Source organism: Paenibacillus rhizolycopersici (assembly GCF_014947195.2).
In the GTDB taxonomy this organism is placed as follows: Bacteria; Bacillota; Bacilli; order Paenibacillales; family Paenibacillaceae; genus Fontibacillus; species Fontibacillus rhizolycopersici.
The window spans coordinates 97,299-115,484 of sequence record NZ_JADCNN020000012.1; the positions used below are offsets into that span (position 1 = coordinate 97,299).

The following is an 18,186-nucleotide window of genomic DNA, read 5'->3' on the forward strand; positions in this document are numbered from 1 at the left end:
GATGAAGTACCTCTTTCTGTTATGTTATTTGCCGGATGCCACGGCATCGATTTGCGCTTGAATTTCATCGATGACTTTTTGCCCGCCTACGCCCATGATTTTCTCCTCCAACATCGCTTTGCCTTTATCCGCGGGCAGCACGCCTTGGGCTAGCGGCAGGAATAAAGAGTCGTGGAACGGCGTGATTTTGGCGTATTCGGTTTTGACTTTTTCAGCATCAAAGGTGAACCCTGCCGTTGGGCTGAGCGTAAAGTTAGCCGGGTCGGCGGAGAAATCGAACCACTTCTTGTCGTCCGCCATCATCGTATCCGGCGTGCGGTTGAGCGTCGGACGCCAAGTCAGTGTATAGCCCGGGAAAACATAGCTCGAAAGCACCTTATAACTCGTATCGCCGACAGGTTCCCAATCCTTCCCTTGGATACCGTATTCCATCAAATCGTGGTTTTCCTTGATCGACAGCCAATTGGCTACATCCATAGCCAGATCGGCATGCTTCGAGGAGGCGGGAATGCAAAGGAAATTCCATTGTTGGAAGGCGGTATACGGTTTAGCTTTATCGCCGTTCGGCACGAAAACCTCCAGCTTGTCGCTTCCGTCCTTCAGCATTTCCGCATATTTCAGCCCTTCTACGCCGTCTGCCGCATAATAAGTAGCGGCGTACTTGCCTTGTTTGAACAACGTTTCGGCATTTTGCTCCTGGGCGATGTTTTTGGACAAGATGCCGTCTTTATAGAACTTCGTGACGCGTTCAAAAGCGTCCGCGATCATCGGGCTTTCCCATTGTCCGACGACTTTCTTGTCTTTGGTGGAATAGGCGAACATGTTGACGCCGATTTCGAGCACTTCATCCTGCGCCATATTGGCGGAGTCGCTCAGGATAAACGGCAACTTGTCCGCTTTGATCCCGTTGATGACAAACGGTTTGATGTCCTTCTCGTTTTCCTTGACCGCATACAAAAATTTCTCCAGGTCGGCCAGCGTTTTCAGCTCGGGCAACCCGTATTTTTCGCGCAAATCCTTGCGGATCAGCAGGCCGTATACCGATCCTTGCGTCGTTCCGAGCGGGATGCCCATAATTTTGCCTCCGAACTTGTTGTATTCCCACATTTCGTCGGGAATGGATGCCTTCAGCTCAGGCCGCTCCTCTACCATAGCGTCCAACGCTTGGAGCGAATTGCTGGCGATCATCTGGTTCATGGACAGCCATGGTGCATCCAGGTACATGTCGAAATCCTCGCCGGCGGACATTTTAACCGCTACCGTGTTGCCGTAATCCGACCACGGGAGAAAGTTGATATTCAGCGAGGCGCCGACGTTGTCCGTCTTTAATTTGTCATTGACGGCCTGCAGCACCTCATCAAAACCGGCCGGTTTATCCCCCGGAAGATAAGCCTTCAACTCCACGATTTCTTTCGCTGCGTTGGAAGCGGAACCGGCGCCCGAATTCGTGCTGCCCGGCTCCGCATTCCCGCCGTTGCCTCCGCAACCGGCCAGCAGCAGCGCTGAAGCCAGTATCGTAGCCATCGCCGTGCCAAACATTTTTTTGAATTTCATTTTGTTAACCTCCCTGTTAATTGTGTGTTCAAAAAGTCAGGTTTTTAGCACCGAGAAGGTTGGATGAAGCTAGGGACTGAGTAGCGGAGCGTACGTTTTGGGTACGTGAGCAACGGAAGTCCCGACTGAATTCAAGATTCGATGTCGACGCCACTTCCTGACCCGCTTCGTGATCAAAAGATGACTTATTGAACAACCTTTTAAATCAAGCATCTATGCTTAACCGGAAGATTCCGGTTAATGCCGGAATCTTCGGTTACCCTTTCACGGCCCCTACCGTGAGGCCTTTGACAAAGTATTTCTGCAGCATCGGGTACAGCAGGATAATGGGGCCGATCGTCAGAACGGTCGTTGCCATGCGCACGCCGTAAGTCGGCGGCGTGATCGCGATGGCCGCGCCCGAAGGAATCAGGTTTTTGGCGGCCTCCATATTGGATACCATTCGGCGCAGAATCAACTGCAGCGGAAACAATTTCTCATTATCTACGAACATGAGTCCCATAAACCAGTCATTCCAATAGTTCAGGGCATAGAACAGACCGACGGAGGCCAGGATCGGCTTCGAGATCGGCAGGATGATCTGGAAGAAAATCCGCACTTCGTTGGCCCCGTCGATCCGGGCGGCTTCCTCCAGTTCCTCGGGAACGGTGCGGAAGAAGCTGACCAGCAGAAAGACGAGAAAAGGCTGGCATAACATTGTAAGAATAAGCACCCATACGGTATTTTGCAAATGCAGCCACTGGCTGACTACGATATAGAATGGAATAATGCCTCCCGAGAACAACATCGGCAGATAGCAGAAGAGCAGGAAAGGCGTCCGCAGGACATTCCGCTTATTCGCCAAAGAGTAGGCCAGCATGGCCGAAATGCAAAGCGCGCTGATCGCCCCGACGGCTGTGACCAGAACCGTCACTCGATAGCCGCTGAACAATACATCCGACTGGAGTACCGCCTTATACGCGGCCAAAGAAAACTTTTGCGGGAATAAGGTATATCCATGCGCGATCAGTTCGCCCTCATCGGTAAAAGAACCGATGACCATCAGCAGAAAGGGGAACAGGCAGAATAAGGTGAACAATAGAATGATCGTATAGGCGGTCACCGAAAAAATCCGGTCCGGAACACTCTGTCTCATCGTTTTGCCTCCTAAAAATGTGTGAGTTCAAAAAGTCGGGGTTTCAGGACCAAGAAGGCCCGGCTAAATTCAAGATTCGACGTCGAATCCACTCCCCGAACTCCTTCGTCCTGAGAAGACGACTTTTCGAACAACCTCTAAAATAGTGCGGATTCTTTGGATACCTTGCGGGTTACCCCATTGGCGACGAGCACGAAAATCAGGCCCATCACCGATTGGAACAGCCCGACCGCCGAGGACATCCCGAAATCGTGCAATTGTCTCATCGAGCGGAACACGAAGGTATCGATGACGTCGGTTGTTGGATACAGCAGGGAGTTGTCCCCGATAATGGCGTAGATCATCGCAAAATCCCCATTGAAGATCTTGCCTACGGAGAGCAGCGTCATGATCATGATGGTTGGCACCAGCAACGGCAAGGTGATGCGGTACATAATCTGCAGCTTGGAGGCTCCGTCGATACGGGCTGCCTCATATAAATCCTCCGGAATTCCGGTAATTGCCGCCAGGAAGATAATCGATAGATACCCCGCCCCTTGCCAGACCCGAATCACGGTAAGAATGGCGGGCCACAACCTCGACTCAAACATCCAGTTGACCGGTTCCATGCCGATATTTTGCAGCCAAGTGTTAAGCATCGGCTCTTCCCCGCCGAACATGGACTGAACAATCATCCCGACCACGATCCAGGACATGAAATAAGGCAGGAAAATGAGAGATTGCGAGATCCTCTTAAAATATTTGTTGCGAATTTCATTGAACATTAGCGCGATAAGCACGGCAGCGACTGTCGTAAAGAAGATAAACAGCGCGTTCAGCACCAAAGTGTTGCGCAGGACGGTCCAAAAATCGTCCGAGGTGAAGAAATAATCGAAGTTTTTGAAGCCGACCCATTCGCTTCCCGTTATCCCTTTGGAGAAGTCATAATCCTTGAATGCAATCGTGATCCCGTAGATGGGAAGATAACTGAAGACGAGGAAAAATAGCAGGCCAGGAACAGCCATCACGTAAAGGAAAGGATTTCGAGCGATATGTTTTAGTTTGGATCCTCTCCCTTTGTTTCGATCGTACTGCATGGTTTCAAGTCCTCCCTTATGTGTCTAAAATCGGGTTCCGGTGCTGTGTTGTCTGCGGTCCGATGTCGTCACCATATCAAGCCCCAGGTCGGGAGGACAATTCCGGCAAACTCGGATTCTTCCCGCAAGCGCGGATTTCGCCTTTTCCCAAAAGCATCACTTTTCCAAAAAGGAACGATTTTGCTGACGGAAACCCGCAATATGCTACAATAAGTCTGCACTTTAATACGTGTTCAAAAAGTCGGCTTTTCAGCACCGAGAAGGTTGGATGAAGCTAGGGCCTGAGGAGCGGAGCGTACTTTTTGGGTACGTGAGCACCGGAAGGCCCGGCCGAATTCAAGATTCGATGCCGTGTTACCTCTTGAATCACTTCGTGATCAAAAGACGACTTTTTGAACTACCTCTTCAAAAAGAGAGAGAAGTAACGGGGGTTTTGGCATGTCGAATTTCAACTTTCCACTCCTCGCTTCATTCAAGAAGCATCCGACCTACATGAAAATCATTTTTTATTTTGTCAGCGCGAACGTACTCGTCTTGGCCATCTCCTTCCTGCTGTTATACTGGCAGTCGTCAAGAACGCTGCTGAAGGAAATCGGCGATCATTCCGAATCGCTTCTGCTGAATAGCGCTCGAAATACAGCCGGACTCATGGAATGGTCCTTGGATTACAGCTACGCCTCAAGCAATGACAGCGACCTGAAAGTGTACGCGCTCTCCGACCATTACACGGATTTTGAGACTTATAACGTATGGAGCCGGCTGGGGGAGATTAAGAACGCCAACCCCGCGATCGATTCGGTCTACTTGATCAACGACTACACCGACACGGTGGTCGATTCCCGGTTGGGTATCAATGACGCCGTCACTTTTTATGACCAGGATATTTTGGAACGGCTGCGCGATTCGAGATTGGCGGACGGGGCCGTTCCCTTACCCAGGACTCTGACGCTTCCCCTTAGCGGTAAGGCCACCAAAGAGGTGATCACCATCGTCAGACTGTACGAAAAAGGCAGTTCCATTTCCGCCTTCGTCATGAATATAGATACCGATAAACTAATGAACTTGCTTCAGAACAATTCGAACTATCCCAACCGACAAGTGACCGTGTTGAATGACCGGAATGAAGAGGTGTTCAGCACCGCCCGCCTTAGCGGCGAGCAAATTTTGGAGCTTAGCCATCAGGGGGAATTAAGAAAAAGCGGCTGGGAGTTGTTTAAGCCCCATGATCAGGAAGAGCAGCTTCTGGTTTACTCGACAACTTCGATTAAAGGCATTCAAGATTGGACCTTCATTGAGAGCATTCCGAAGGCGGTCATTCTGGGCCGGATTGCCGTGCTCCGCAACATCAGCCTATTCTTGTTTCTAGGCCTGTTCGTTGCTTCGCTGACCGTCATCATCCTGATCTCCAAACGGGTATACTCACCCATTCAGGAATTGGTCAGCAGTGTCATGCGGCAGTATCGGGCCGAGCGGCTAGAGGATCGTAAGTCGGGAACTGAGCTGGATTATCTATCTAGTGTCTTTACAGCCCAAAAAGAACAGATCGATGAATTGACCGAACATTGGCGACATAACAAGATTCTTGGCAAGGAACGGTTTCTACGCGAATTTTTAGGCGACGAAGCCGGCTCCCCTGCTGAAATCCGCAGGCATTTCAAAGAGTGGGAGATCGATCTGCCGGAAACCCATTTGTCTGTTGCGATTTTTCGGATAGACCGCTTTGCGGAATTTACGGGGATCTATTCGGAGAAAGACCGCCGGTTGCTCCGCTTCGCGATGGCGAATATTATCCAGGAGTCGCTGCAAGCCTCGGATCACCGGCTGCAAACGGTCGATATGGGGAACGATCATATCGCCGTCGTCCTGTCTGCAGCAGCACTATCCCCCGATTTCGCGGACAAGCTGCGCGGATCACAGGAATTGCTGCAACAGTACTTGTCGATCGGAACGACCGTGGCCTGGGGCAGAACGCTCCATAGCCTGACCGACATGCACGAGGTATATTTGGAAACCTACGAATTAACGCAGGAACGATTCCGGTTTGGTCACGGCGCGATGATTCTTGTGAGCCAATTGTCCGGCGCCCCCGGCCTCCTGTTTCATCTTCCGCTGGAAAAGGAGCGTCAAATGACGCAAGCGATCCAGAAAGGAAACCGGGATACGGTACTGCAGATTATGGCTTTTGCCGTAGAAACGCTGAGGGAGTTGCCTTATTTTGAGTGTAAAATGTCGCTGATCGCTTTGTTTAACGATATGCGCCGATTGATGCAGGATCAGCTGCATCAGCCGTTGCCTAGCTCATGGGGATTGACTTCGCTCGAAAATCAGATCATTCGGCTAGAGACGCTTGAAAGCGTAGCCCTCTGGATGGAAAAGCTGCTGGACAAGACGCTGGAGGATATCGCGGCTGCTCGCAGCCTGTCCAGGAACGCGGTGCTGATCGAGCAAGTGAAGCGTCTGATTGGAGAACGGCTAAACGATCCTAACCTTTCCTCTAAAATGCTGGCCGATGAGCTGGGGTTGTCCGTGAACTATCTGCGTAGCTTATACAAAGCGGAGACGAACCGATCGATCACGGACACGATTTCGGAAAGAAGGTTGGATTTGATTTGCCGCGAGTTACTGGCTTCCGATTCGCCGATCGAACCGATCATCCAAAACTATGGGTTTTCCTCTTTGAATACCTTCTACTCCGTCTTTAAAAAGGTGTACGGAATGACTCCGGCTCAGTATCGGAGATCGCATAAGAACATGAAATAAACGTGAAATACAGGTTGTCCATCCACAAAAATCGTTCATTATCGAAATCGTGTTGTTTTTGGGAAGTTCGTAAATCTGCGCTTGCAGGAAAAATTGGAGCTTGCTGGAATTGTCGTTGCTGCAGGGGTTTGGTAAGGTTACGACACAAATAACGGGACACCGCCGCTGACGATGGCGGTCTCGAGGAAAGGAGAACAAAACAATTTGGAAAGCGCTGTCATCAACTTTCGATGATTAGTTAAACCAAGGAGGTCATGTGGATGGCTAACCAAATGCAAAGATGCTTAAAGGGATTAATCTGTCTTGCTACTCAAGGGGGCAGCGGCTCATGAGTAAACTGTTGAAATCGTTGATGGCATTCATCCTCTTGGTAGGAACATGGGGCAGTATGTCTACGAATGTTGTGCGTGCTTCGGAACGCAGCACGCTGAGTATGGATCAAACGGTAGTAGAACTCGGGCAGCCATTAACTATCCATTACACGGGGGCGCAAAGCAATAAAGATTGGATCGGCATTTACCTCAAAAACGAAACGCCCGAGCAGGGAACTAACGCTTGGAGATGGGATTATGTGAATGACCTACCCGACGGCACGATAACACTTACAGACAACAGTGAGGGTCGAAAAGAATATCCAAGCTTAAAGGATTTGGCACCAGGCGAATATTATCTCGCGTATTTACTTAATGACGGTTATACGGAGAACGCTGACCGCTTTTACTTCCAGATTGTTGGCAAGGAAATCACACAATTGAAGGCGACTCCCGAATCAGTGGCGCTAACGCTGAATCAACAAGAAGACAGTGAGCAACTGCAAGTTGAAGCTACCTATAGTACGAATGAAACCCAAGATGTTACAACGGCAAATGGCATCCAGTATGTCAGCAGCATGCCGCAAGTGGCAACGGTGACCTCAACCGGACTGGTGAAGGCCGTGTCAGAGGGGAACGCTGAGATCAACATTACGCTCGAAGGGAAATCGACAACGATTGAAGTCACGGTAACTTCGACGACGCCGGGCCCCGAACCGAAACCGGAAATCGAACTCACCGTGATGAGCTTGAACCTTTGGTCGGGGGATGCGATCAAAAAGAACGGCATAGATCGTGTCGTCAACTTCCTCGAGAACTTGATCCGGACGGCAGACCCAGATGTGATAGGCATTCAAGAATCCAACAATACCATCGTAACTCAGGTGGCTGCATCGTTAGGATACTATGTCAGCATGAAGGCAAGCCCAAATGTTAGTCTCATGAGCAAATATCCGATACTCGATGTCGATAAGGAACAAGATTACTACCTGATTGAAGTAGATTCGGGCAGAGCTGTGGCGATCAGCAATGTGCATTTGTCATCCACCCCTTACGGCCCTTACAGCATCGCAGATGGCAAGACAGTAGAGAGTGTCCTTGCCGATGAAAACCTCAAGCATATGGCCGAGATGCGCAACCCGTTCAGCAAGCTCCCTGCCCTCGCCGGACAAGGGATGCCCGTCTTTCTGACAGGAGACTTCAATGTGCCGTCGCACCTGGATTGGACGGAGGCAACGAAAGACCGTTATTTCGGTAAGGTGGTGGAATGGCCGGTATCGAAGAAACTCGATGAATTGGGCATGGTCGATTCCTATCGGTCCATGCATCCTGATCCGGCCGCAGCGCCAGGGATCACTTGGGCGGTCGAAGGCACCGAGTGGAGAAATCCGGAAGTATATGATCGGATTGATTACGTGTATGCCGGTGGTCCCGCAACAACAGTGGAAAGCAAATTGATCGGAGAAAAGACGGTGAAAGGCGGGCCGACATCTTATGCGGACATCCAGTTGGATACTTATTTGTCCGACCACCGCGCTGTCGTATCCAAGTTCAATGTGAAGCCGCGCAGTTACGCGGACCTGAGCCTGCCGTCAGCTCCCGAGCCCGAATTCAGCAGCACGTTGAGCATGGATCAAACAGTTGTAGAGCGCGGGCAGCCGTTAACCATCCATTACACAGGGGCGCAAGGCAATAAAGATTGGATCGGTATTTACCTCAAAAGCGAAACCCCCAAGAAAGGGACGAATGCCTGGAAATGGGGTTATGTGAACGACCTTCCCAATGGCACGATAACACTTACAGACAAAAGTGAGGGGCGAAAAGAGTATCCAAGTCTCAAAGACTTGGCGCCGGGCGAGTATTACATCGCCTATTTGCTAAATGACGGTTATACGGAAAATGCTCATCGATTCTATTTCCAAATTGTTGACAAGGCCAGTACTCCTCAAGAGATCGCGGATATGAAATTAATGAAAAAGCGTATGGTTGATTACTACATCTCTAGAGACATCATAAACGACGGAACGAACGGTCGGGTCGAATGGACCTTCAAATCAAAGGCTGCCACTTACTTATCCAGTCAAAACCCGGATGGGAGCTGGGGGGATGTCGATTACGCGAGTACAACTTCCGCCGCCAACGGGAGAGGTTGGTCGCCCTATCTTGCCTTAGATCGGATGCAATCGATGGCGCAGGCTTTCGCTGACCCGAATGATCCAAACTATCATAGTGAAGCGCTGCTAGACGGTATTCAAAAGGCGCTAGACTATTGGTTTACGGTAAAGCCGACTTCAACCAACTGGTGGGAGACGGGAATCGGCAAACAATTAAGGCTGGAAAAAATTGCGCTTCTATGTGAAGGCTATTTAACGGAATCGCAAGTCTCCAATATTATCGGCACGTTAGACAGCAGCCCTCACACGGTCGATGGAGCCAATTCCTCCTGGTACAATCAAAATTATATGTACCGCGGTTTATTGCTGGAGGATGCCCAAATCGTTCGGAACGCCGTAAATGCGTTTAACGTACTGTCGAATGTAACGACGACGGTGACGGGAATCCAGTCGGACATGTCCTTTTTCATGCATGGCAAAACGAACTATACGACAGGTTACGGAAGAAGCTTTGCCCGAGATATGTCATTCTGGGCGTACATCACCTCCGATACCGTATTCCACTACAGCAAAGCGGCGATTGATTCGTTATCGTCCTATTTGTTGGACGGCACCAGGTATCTCGTAAGAGGCGATGTTGCGGATTTGGGCATGGGGATGAATGGACCCGATTGGCCGGATTATGCGAGCGCGGCTTTGACCTTCTATGAAGATCCGTTACAGTGGATGCAACCGGCCAATCCGGAGAGGGCCGCGGAGTTTGCGAGTTTCCTTGATAATATTCGCAAGGTCGGTACGAACACGAGCAACGGACTGGACAACAACAATATGACGCAATGGCAGACGCTTGTCTCCTCTCATATGCGATCCGACTACGGGATTACGGTCAAAATGTCTTCAAGCACGGTCAAGGGCGGCGAATGGAGAACGATTAATCCCAGCGGATATAACCTGTTGTACTGGACGCCGCAAGGAGCCACAGCCATTCAAAGAACCGGAGACGAATACAGACCCGTTTACCCGTTGATGGATTGGGCCCACGTTCCCGGCACGACGGCTCCGTACGCGCTCACGAAAGACGGCAATTTCAATAATCCGAGAACCTTTGTAGGCGGCGTAACAAATGAACGTTATGGAGCCACCGCGTTTGATTTCAACAAGTTGAGTACAAGCGGAAAGAAAGGTTACTTTTTCTTCGATGATGAAATGGTAGCGCTTGGCGCAGGAATCGCTTCGACGAATGCCGCGCCGATCCACACGACCTTGAACCAAAGCCAAGCGATAGGCGAAGTTTTCGTAGATGGCAATCCGATAGCGGACGGAACGATGCAAACTACCGGACGCTGGGCCTATAACGATAACATCGGCTATGTATTCCCGAATCCGACGGATTTTCAAATCAAACGGGAAACGAAAACCGGCAGTTGGAGTGACGTGGTTACGGGAAGTTCCACGGATCAGATCACGAAATCGATTTTTTCGATTTGGCTGGATCATGGCGTAAAGCCCACAAACGCCTCCTACCAGTACATTGTATTGCCAAACAAAAATTCTGACGAGGTCAGCAACTACGCGAGCAACATCCCGCTAACGATTCTCTCGAATACATCTTCTATTCAGGCTGTCCGGCATAACACTCTGCAAATAGCGGAATTGCTGTTTTATAAACCCGGAACGGTGAATTTGAGAGACGGCTTGACCGTCACCGTAGATCAACCCGCATTGGTTATCGTTGACGAATCCGCAGCTCCTGTCCGTATTTCCGTCTCCAATCCCGAAACTCCAGGAATTACTGTGAACGTGACGCTGGATCGAAACGGAGAAAAAACCACGACCAGCTACAAGCTCGGCAAGGATACGTTCACAGGCCGAAGCATCACTTCGGATGAGAAAGCCTCCATTGACGACAGAGGATTCGACCTCGCTTACGATAAAGGCGCATTTGCTTCATCCAGTAAAAATATTCGAGCTGCCTCGAATGCTACGGATATATACAGAACATCGTACTGGAGCTCAGACCATTCGGATAATGAATGGATTTATGTAGATTTGCAAGATCAATATGTGATCCATAAAGTTAGGCTGAATTGGGAAAAAGCGTACGGAAAAAGCTATAAGATTCAAGTATCGAACGATGCCCATACCTGGATGGATGTTTACTCTACAACGATGGGTAACGGCGGAATCGAAGATATTTCTTTCAATCCGGTCAGTGCCAGGTACGTTCGGATGCAGGGCGTTCAACAGGGCACCGGAAACGGCTACTCGCTTTATGAATTTAAAGTATACGAAGATTTGCCCCTCAATCTTGCAGAAGGCAAGTCGGTAGTGGCAAGCTCGTACAGAGCGGCTGACGTGGCTCCCGGCAATGCAGTCGATGGCGTATTAACTACCCGTTGGGGATCTAACTATTCCGACTCGGAGTGGATCTACGTCGATCTAGGGTCCAGCCAAACCATCGAGAAGGTCGATCTGCATTGGGAAAGCGCGTACGGCAAGGAGTACCAAATTCGGGTTTCCGACGACGCATCGAATTGGACTACCGTTTACAGCACCACTACCGGCACCGGCGGAATCGATAAAATCTCCTTCGAGCCGGTGAATGCACGATACGTTCAGATGTATGGCACGAAAAGAGGAAGCACATACGGCTACTCACTCTGGGAATTCAAGGTGTATCCTTCCCTAATTACCGCTCCGGACGCCCCCGCCGATGTGCATGCCGTCGGCCATAACGGGTCCGCCGAGGTGAGCTTTACCGAGCCGAACCGTAACGGCGGAAGCGAAATTACAGGCTATGAAGTAACCGCCTGGGCAAACGGAGAAGCTGTCTCGACGGCGGAAGGCTCGGGCAGCCCGATCACCGTCACCGGTCTGATGAACGGTACGGCATATACCTTTACGGTGATAGCAAGGAACGCCAAATGGGAATCGGCCTCGTCCGCGCCGTCGAATGAGGTGATCCCGTCGCCGGATGATGTATCTGTCCCAGCTTCGCCTAGGAATTTGACGGCAGCGCCCGGAGATCGATCCGCAACCTTGAGATGGGATGCTTCAGCGGAAAGCGTTACTTATTCCGTGTACCAATATGAAGGCACGGCGGCGCCGGCCGATCCGGGCAACTGGCAGTTAGTTCAAGCCAGCGTAACGGCAGCCACGTATGGGGTAACTGGATTGACGAACGGAAAGAGCTATGCGTTCGCGGTGAAAGCCGTAGATGCGCGAGGCGAGAGTGACTTCTCCAATGTCGTGACGGCGACACCGAAGGTTCCGGGTCCGGAGACGCCGAGGGATCCCCAACCGGAAACGCCAGTCAGCGGCACAGGTAATGGAAGCCATACTACCTCCGTCATCGAATCGACGAACGGCATCATTCTTATTCCGAGCGGTCGGGCCGGAGAGGTCAGCCTCGATAAAGAAGTGATCCTTACGGTAGGCGTAGGCGTGGCAGAGCAAGAGATCCGCATCAAGATCGAGAAGCTGATCAGTACGGCAAATCTCGTTTTTGATAAGGAGACACTTGTCAGCAACATCTTTGAATTGACCAAAAATACAACCGGCAACTTCAAGAAGCCGATCACTATCTCGATGAAGTTCGATCCGTCTCTCGTAGGAGACAATCAGAGGGTCGCTGTCTTCTACTATGACGAAGCAAAGAAAGCATGGAATGAAATAGGCGGCATCGTGAACGGCGATCGAATTACGGCCGAGGTGGATCACTTCACCAAGTTTGCGGTCATGGCTGTAGATGAGAAGAAGGATGAAAACGGCGAAACGAACGCGCCGGTACCATCATTCACAGACATCGTGGGACATTGGGCACAGAACGCCATCCTGAGCGCGGCGGGGATGAAGCTTGTCAGCGGCTATCCGGACGGAACGTTCAAGCCGAATGCCACTATTACACGCGCCGAGTTTACGGTTATGCTGGCCAAGGCACTTAAGCTGGAAGGAGCAGGTTCAGCGACTGCGTTTACGGACGAGGCCAAAATCGGTGGATGGGCGAAGCAAGAGATCGCGAATGCTGTTGAAGCAGGCATTGTGAGCGGGTACGCGGACGGTAGCTTCCAACCGAATGGGCGGATTACCCGGGCGGAAATGGCAGCAATGATCGCTAGGGCGCTTCAATTGTCTGCTGAAGCAGGCGCAACGACCGGCTTCGCGGACGATAAGGACATCCCGAATTGGGCGAAAGGCGCAATTGAGGCGGTTCGCAAGCTGGACATCGTGAGCGGCCGCGGCGATAATGAGTTCGTTCCGAACGGTACTGCGACCCGGGCGGAAGCGGTAAGCCTATTGGTTCGGATTTTGGAACAATAATAAACATAAATAACAGCAGGCACAGCACAGGAACAGATCTGTTCCTCATGCTGTGCCTGCGCTTTTTGTAGCCATCTCCAACCCGTTATCCCCTGCCGCTGAACTCCAATTCGGGCGATATGCCTTCCCGATCGGAGCTAATAAAGCGCCAGGCATTAACAGCTGCGACGTACGGCTCCCTTCCCTGACGGAAAGGGGGCCTTCCGCTTTTACGCGGGTAAGCTATCGTTCAGTACGCCGCAATACAAACAAGGCGCTGTCGAAATCGCCCTTCAATTCGATCGGCAATCCGTAATGCATCAGCGTACTGCCGTGATACCGCTTGCCGTCCCCCGCCAGTTCATACCGGGCGTTCTCCGATAGGCCTTGCAGCTTGAGCCTTGGACAGGAATCCCCGTACTGCTGCGCGTGCAAAAAGGCCAACACGACGATCTCGTCCCCGGACGGGCCGACGTACTCTACCGCCGTCAAACCGGACTCGCCCGGTGGCCGAAGACGGAAGAGATCCCCGTGTAAAATCGTTTCGCGGATTTCCTTGTACTGAAGGATATGCCGCTTATATTCTGCCGCTTCCTCCGGAGATAGGCGGTTGATGTCGGCGCCGATGCCGAGTCCTCCGCACATGGCGCTGTGAAACTTGTAGGCGATGCTTCGATTCGCCTTGCCCGCGCCGGACGGCGTGTCCGTTACCCAGCACATCATGATCTGAGGAGCGTAAAACTGCGTGAAACCGTGCTGGATGAACAAACGGTCAAACGGGTCCGTATTATCGCTGGGCCAGCATTGCGCCGCATAGCGGAGAATGCCCAAATCGATGCGCCCGCCTCCTCCGGCGCACGTTTCCAGCTCGACGTCCGGGTGATCCCGCCGCAGTTCGCTCCAAATTTCGTACAAGGCATGGACGTGCTCTACCCACAGCCGGCGGTCCTTCGTACCGCCGCCTTCTCCCAAATCGCTGATCGAGCGGTTCATGTCCCACTTCAGGAAGCGGATGTTGCCGGAGCGAAGCAGGCTGTGCAGCATCTCAAGGATGTAGCGGCGCACGGGCGGTTTCGTGATATTCAGCACATACTGGTTCCTCAATTGCAGCGGTTCGCTGCCGTCGAAACGGTATATCCAATCCGGGTGCTTGCGGTACAGCTCGCTATCCGGGTTCACCGCTTCGGGCTCGACCCAGATGCCGAAGTCCATCCCCAGCCCGTTGACGTGTGCGATGAGCTCCCCGAGCCCGTTCGGAAACTTCTCCCGGTTCGCATGCCAATCGCCAAGCCCCGCCTTGTCGCTATGCCGTTCGCCAAACCAGCCGTCATCGACCACGAACAGCTCGACGCCCATTTTCGCCGCCTTGTCGGCCAGCTTCTTTTGCTCCCGTACGTCCACGGAAAAAGCGGTCGCTTCCCATGAATTGTACAGTATCCGCCGCGGCTTCGCGGAGGCGGCCAAGACGCGATCGCGTTCAAAGCGATGAAGCTTGCGACTCATGCTGCCGAATCCCGCTTCCGCATACCCGAACAGGAAGGCGGGCGTCGTAAAGCTCTCGCCTTGCCCCAGCGGGTAAGCAAAGTCGAAGTCGTTCACGCCGCCGACGACTTTCACGTTGTTGAAAATCGTTTTTTCTACGGTAATTTTCCAATTGCCGCTGTACGCGAGCAGGCCGAACCAAACCTCTCCTTCCCGTTCGGTCGCCGCTTCCGACAGCGCAAAGCAAGGATTGAAATGCGGCCCCGTTATTCCTCGCTTGGACTGCATCGTGAACGCGCCGGTTTCGACCGGCATATCCGTCATCTGAAACTCTCCCGCCCACTTGCCGGTCAGGTAGCGCAGCGAATAATGCGAGAGCTCCGGCAGATGAAGCGCCGCCGAGTTCACGTTTTCCAGCGTCACCGGAACGCCCTGATTCGTGACCGTCGCGGAACGCGACACGATGTCGTAGGCCGCGTGGACTTCATATCCCAGGGTGACTGATATCGCCCCTTCGTTACCGGACAAGAAGATCTTCAGCGTTTGGATGCCCTCTCGCTCCTCGGATATTTCATGGCCGGCGAATCTCATCGCCAGATGGCGGCCGCGCTCCGAAGCGATGGCAAGACAAGGTTCGCTGTAGCTTCGGCCGGTCCAACAGCCGTACTCTTCTCGTTCCAGCAGCGTATCGTAATCGAAAGAGCTGTGGAACGAAGCCTCCGGAAGATCGGCCAAATCCTCGGCGGCGAGGGCTTTGCCCCAATACAGGTTTTGCAGGTAATCCCCCGCGCGGAAGACGTAAGACATGCTAGCGGTGCGAATATGAAACAACCGAGTCGCCGGGTCGTGGGAGATCATGTTACGCGCCTGCCTTTTCAAGACGGATGCCGATTCGGCCAATTTCGGGAGCCGGCTCTTCGTCATGATACAGCTTGATCGTATTTTCACCCTGCCGGAGTCGGATTTTCACCTCTTTGGTGCCGACGATGTCCCAACGGGAAGGACCCCAGCCGCCGCTGTTGAACAACACCGACCGCAGCGGTGCCGCACCGTTGACCGCAATGAGCAGGGCACGGTTCTCGCCCGAATAATAATCAATACTCAACATATAATCGCCGTCCTTCTCTGCCAGCACGCGCTCGAATGCGATCGCACCGCCATTGCCGATGCCTACCGCTTTCATAGGGCCGTCCGGCAAATCGGCGCGGGACAACACTGCCCCGCCGGACAATACGCCCGCCTCTGCCGGATAATACGCTTCTTCATTGGGCGCGTAATCGATCACCTTCATGCGGTCGATCGCAGGCGCAACCTCTTGCGCGCCGACTTTGCGCAGAACGATCGTGTTCTCGCCCTGCTTCAGCGTTATCGCGAGATCCGCCGTCCGCACCACTCGATGGCCACCGGAAGATTCGAGCGCAAGGTGCTTCGGCTCTTCCCCGTTAACGGCAACTTGCAATCGGCTCGGCAGCTCCGACAAGTAGAATAAGCGCAACGTGTGCCGCCCATCCCGTTCGGCGGTGACACGCTCAAAGCTCAGTTCCCCCGAACCGCCCAGGCTTACAACGCTGCCGTCCGCTGCATTCTCGCAGGCGATCCGGTCCGCGCTGCCGCGCAGCAAAGCCTCACGGGAGGAGTAGACCCGGCAACGGTCGTCCATATAGCTGCCGCATACGCCCGTTTTAAGCGGGGCTTTGCCGTCGCTGATGTACATCGCGAAACCGCCGTTTTCAAGCAGGGGGACAAGCACGTTGTCCTTGTTGGTCATGATCCGCGTTTCTTTATGCACGATGTCGCCGTTGGCGCCGTCCCTGTATAGATCAACGGCATAGTGCCCTTCCGGCAGGAAGTCGAGCGGAATTGTCATCGCCCGGGACGACGTCGCGATCCCGCCGATGAACCATTGCCCTTCCGCATGGCGCATCATCACCGCGTGGTCGCCAGGAAATCCGGAGAGCAGCTTGAGCCCGTCGAACCGAGCCGGCAGCCTGCGCAAGAACTCCAGGCCGATCCACGGCTCCAGATTGTAAATCGACTCGGCGATATGCTGGACCCCGGACTCGAACACCACCGCTAGGGCCAGTTGGTGGGCTTGCGTCGTGTTTCGGTTCGGGTTGGAGAAGCCGGTGACGGTATAATCCATCGGCCCGACCACGTTGCGGGTAAACGGAACGGTGCAATTATGGACGGCATGCGGCAGGCCGCTCCATTTGTAATGCTCCAGGCCCATGATGCCCTCCGCCGTCATAAGGTTCGGATACGTCCGGGCTTCGCCGGCCGGCTTGGTGCTGCCGTGGAAATTGATCATCAGCTTGTGTTCGGTCATGATGTCGGCGATCATTTGGTATTGCCACATCGTGTGCTGGGAATCGTTCATGAAGAAATCGACCTTGAGGCCCACGACGCCCCACTCGGCCCAACGGGGGATTTTCTCCATCGCTTTCTCGAGCGTATCCACGGCCTGCATGTCCGACCACAGCCAGACGTCCACGCCCCGTTCGCGGGCATAGTCGCATAAGTCCTTCACCCAGCTGTCATCCCAGCCGGCATCCACCGTAACGGCTTCGAACCCCATCGCTGCGGCAAAATCCACGTACTTTTTCTGCTCGCTGTACAATTGGGCGCCGTTTTCGAACGACCACCACGACCAGACGCTGCGGCCTGGCTTGATCCAGGAAAGATCCTCCCAATCGCAGGCGGGGTTGAGATTATAATTCAGGTTGCTGCGCACCAAAGCGTCCAGCGTATCGCAAACCATGACGACCCGCCACGGGGTAGCGGCGGGAAGCACAAGCTCCAGCGGCCCCATTTGCTCGGGAGCAAACGCCAGCTTCATCCGCCGGCCGGCGGCGCTTTGCAAGTGGCTTGAGCAATAGGCGCCGCCCGTGTTCAAAATGCCCGCTTCGGTCAGCATGACCCAATGCCCGCTTGCGCCGCGAAGCAGCGCGGGCATGCCGTAATCCCGCTCCCCGGCCGCCTGCCAATCGCAGCGGTTATAGGGGCCTTCATACGTATTCACCCAATCCTGCAGCCACAGATCGTCAAAGCCTTCGGCCATCACAAAATCGGTATATTCCCGATAAACGCGAAGCGGCTGCTCCCGTTCAAAATCAAGCCCGTACCGGAATGCCAGTCCATCGTCAAACAGACGGAAAATGACGGACAAAGCCAAGTCGTCAATGCTAAAATGCAGCGTGAGCTCGTGGGCCCGGTTATCATAAACGGCCTTTTTGCCGACGGGTAAGGAGTAGCTCTCGGAAATCGCGTTTTCTTCCGCTTTTACGAATTGAAAACCCTCGAGCCAATCCCCCAAACCGGTGGCGATCCCTAACCTGGATTCGGCAACAATCGGCTGCTCGCCCGCCGCCAAAGCATAAAAAAGGCCTCGCTTATTATCCTGGTAAACAGATAGTTTAAGTGCGTTATTAGGTGAGGCAAGTTTCCACATATGGCAT

General features: G+C 52.9%; 7 protein-coding genes. 2 read left to right on the top strand and 5 right to left on the bottom strand.

Annotated features, from left to right (window positions below; translation table 11 throughout):
• Window positions 1–24: 24 nt before the first annotated feature.
• The 3 genes from IM700_RS14390 to IM700_RS14400 form a co-directional block, all read right to left on the bottom strand.
• Window positions 25–1,554, bottom strand: a complete 1,530-nt coding sequence (locus IM700_RS14390; protein WP_193417715.1) for a DUF3502 domain-containing protein — start codon at window positions 1,552–1,554, stop codon at window positions 25–27.
• A 256-nt stretch (window positions 1,555–1,810) separates the two neighbouring features.
• On the bottom strand, window positions 1,811–2,689 hold the full coding sequence (locus IM700_RS14395) for a carbohydrate ABC transporter permease (protein WP_193417713.1): 879 nt from the start codon (window positions 2,687–2,689) through the stop codon (window positions 1,811–1,813).
• Between the two features lie 137 nt (window positions 2,690–2,826).
• Window positions 2,827–3,765 (bottom strand): ABC transporter permease, encoded by a 939-nt coding sequence (locus tag IM700_RS14400; protein ID WP_193417711.1) that lies wholly within the window; start codon window positions 3,763–3,765, stop codon window positions 2,827–2,829.
• Window positions 3,766–4,203: 438 nt separating this feature from the next.
• Between IM700_RS14400 and IM700_RS14405 the strand changes: the two genes are divergently transcribed.
• Window positions 4,204–6,525, top strand: coding sequence for a helix-turn-helix domain-containing protein (locus IM700_RS14405; RefSeq protein ID WP_193417709.1), 2,322 nt, complete (start codon window positions 4,204–4,206; stop codon window positions 6,523–6,525).
• 328 nt (window positions 6,526–6,853) lie between these two features.
• Window positions 6,854–13,270, top strand: coding sequence for a polysaccharide lyase family 8 super-sandwich domain-containing protein (locus IM700_RS14410; RefSeq protein WP_193417707.1), 6,417 nt, complete (start codon window positions 6,854–6,856; stop codon window positions 13,268–13,270).
• 222 nt (window positions 13,271–13,492) lie between these two features.
• Here IM700_RS14410 and IM700_RS14415 read toward each other — a convergent pair whose 3' ends face one another.
• Window positions 13,493–15,589 (bottom strand): alpha-galactosidase, encoded by a 2,097-nt coding sequence (locus IM700_RS14415; protein WP_193417705.1) that lies wholly within the window; start codon window positions 15,587–15,589, stop codon window positions 13,493–13,495.
• A 1-nt stretch (window position 15,590) separates the two neighbouring features.
• Window positions 15,591–18,179 (bottom strand): glycoside hydrolase family 97 N-terminal domain-containing protein, encoded by a 2,589-nt coding sequence (locus tag IM700_RS14420; protein WP_193417703.1) that lies wholly within the window; start codon window positions 18,177–18,179, stop codon window positions 15,591–15,593.
• Window positions 18,180–18,186 lie beyond the last annotated feature (7 nt).

Bases quoted from the DNA above. Each gene is read 5' to 3' on its own strand.
- IM700_RS14390 (WP_193417715.1), bottom strand. From the start codon at position 1,554: ATGAAATTCAAAAAAATGTTTGGCACGGCGATGGCTACGATACTGGCT.
- IM700_RS14395 (WP_193417713.1), bottom strand. From the start codon at position 2,689: ATGAGACAGAGTGTTCCGGACCGGATTTTTTCGGTGACCGCCTATACG.
- IM700_RS14400 (WP_193417711.1), bottom strand. From the start codon at position 3,765: ATGCAGTACGATCGAAACAAAGGGAGAGGATCCAAACTAAAACATATC.
- IM700_RS14405 (WP_193417709.1), top strand. From the start codon at position 4,204: ATGTCGAATTTCAACTTTCCACTCCTCGCTTCATTCAAGAAGCATCCG.
- IM700_RS14410 (WP_193417707.1), top strand. From the start codon at position 6,854: ATGAGTAAACTGTTGAAATCGTTGATGGCATTCATCCTCTTGGTAGGA.
- IM700_RS14415 (WP_193417705.1), bottom strand. From the start codon at position 15,589: ATGATCTCCCACGACCCGGCGACTCGGTTGTTTCATATTCGCACCGCT.
- IM700_RS14420 (WP_193417703.1), bottom strand. From the start codon at position 18,179: ATGTGGAAACTTGCCTCACCTAATAACGCACTTAAACTATCTGTTTAC.